This window comes from Kitasatospora sp. NPDC098663 (genome assembly GCF_044760075.1).
Taxonomy (GTDB): Bacteria; Actinomycetota; Actinomycetes; order Streptomycetales; family Streptomycetaceae; genus Kitasatospora.
The window spans coordinates 1-1750 of sequence record NZ_JBIWAP010000130.1 but is presented as its reverse complement, the minus strand read 5'-3'; the positions used below and the strand labels follow the sequence as shown (position 1 = coordinate 1750).

The 1750-nt window shown below is 73.3% G+C and carries 1 protein-coding gene; it reads right to left on the bottom strand.

Translation table 11 applies throughout. The annotated features are described in order from the left end of the window. Positions 1 to 1750: condensation domain-containing protein (locus ACIQVZ_RS42400; RefSeq protein ID WP_402458528.1), on the bottom strand; the 1750-nt coding region annotated here is incomplete at both ends.

Sequence of the window (1750 nt, the reverse complement as noted above, 5' to 3'; positions counted from 1 at the left end):
ACACCTCAACACCGTCACACACCACCGCCACCGCACCCGGCGACCGCACCGCCTGCGCCGCGAACAACCCCGGCACCGACACCCCCGGCAGAACCGACGGGCCGACAGCGTCGGCCGAGTCGGCCCAGCCCTCCAGCAACTGTCGCCGCTCCGCCGCGTCCAGCACCTCGACCGCGGCCAACGGCGTCTGCGGAGCTCGCTCCAGGGCCTCCACCAACCCCTCCAGGCAGGTGCGCACCATCCGGCAGACCCGCTCCGGGTCAGCCGGCGCCACCGCGTCCACCGAGATCCCGAACCGGGAGCCGTCGGAGTCGATGGCGATGTCCAACGGGAAGTTGGTGTGCTCGCGGCGGAAGACCGTCCTGACGCCCGTCATGGCCGCCGCGGCCGGCGAACCGTCCTCGGTCGACGCAGTGGACGACACCGACGAAGCGGGGGCGGCCTGGTTGTGCCGGTAGTTGAAGAGCGAGGTGAACAGCGGGCTGCCGCCCGGAACGCCGCTGGCCGTCTGGGCCAGGGTCAGCGGGGCGTGTTCGTGCACCAGCAGGTCGGCCAGCTGCTCGCGCAGACCGGCCAGCGCCTCGCCCACGGTGGCGTCGTCCAGGCGGACCCGGACCGGCAGCGTGTTGATGAACGGGCCGAGGACCCGGTCCGAGCCCGTGCCGGCGTTCATCCGGCCGAACAGCACGGTGCCGAACACCACGTCGTCGCGGCCGGACAGCGTGCCGAGGACGCGGGCCCAGGCGAGGTGGAAGAGCGTGGCCGGGCTCACGCCCTGTGCCCGCGCCACCTCGATGACCTGCGCCGAGAGCGCGTCGTCCACCGGCAGGTGTGCCCGTGCCCCTGCCGTGCCGTCGCCGTGGACGTCCGTCAGCCCGTACGGGGCCGTGGTCTCGTCCACGTCGCCGAGCAGCTCGGCGAAGTACCGCTCGTGCTCCTCGCGCGGCACACCGAGCCGGGCCTGAGCGACGAACTCGCGGAACGGCAGCGGCTCCGGCAGCTCGGCCATCCGGCCGGACAGGAACGCCCGCAGTTCACCGAGCAGCACCTCAAGGGCCGTGTGGTCCTGGACGAGGTGGTGGATCCGCAGCAGCGCCAGCCACCGGCCGGTACCCGGCTCGGCAGCGACGTGCGCACTCAGCAGCGGCGCGCGGTCCAGCTCCAGCCAGCCGCCGGCCGCCGCCAGCAGCCGGTCGACGGGGTGGCCCTCCGCGTCGTCCAGCTCGACCTCGGTGACTGGCAGTTCGGCCTCGCGGAGAACGACCTGGACGGGCTCGCGCAGGCCCTCCCAGACGATCGCAGTCCGGTAGACGTCGTGGCGAGCCACCACCCAGCGCAGCGCGTCGAGGAACTCGTCGAGCCGCGCCCGGTCGTCGAAGTCCAGGACGGTCGGCAGGACGTAGAAGTCGCCGCTGTCCCGGTCGGCTATCAGGTGGTGGAAGAACAGGCCCTCCTGCAGGGGGGCCAGCGGGTAGACGTCCGCGATGTTGGCGGCACCGCCCGGGACGGCGGCCACCACGGTGGCGACCTCCGTCTCGGTCAGCTCGACCAGCGGCAGCATCGCCGGGGTCAGCTCGGTCGCGCCCTCCGGGATCAGGTTGGCCGGGACCACCACCTGGACCGAACCGGCGGCAGACGCCAGTCCGGCCGGGGTCGGGGTGGCGAACAGGGCCCGCACGGAGACGGAGACACCGCCCGAGCGCAGCTTCTCCACCAGCGAGACGGCCAGCAGGGAATGGCCGCCGAGGGC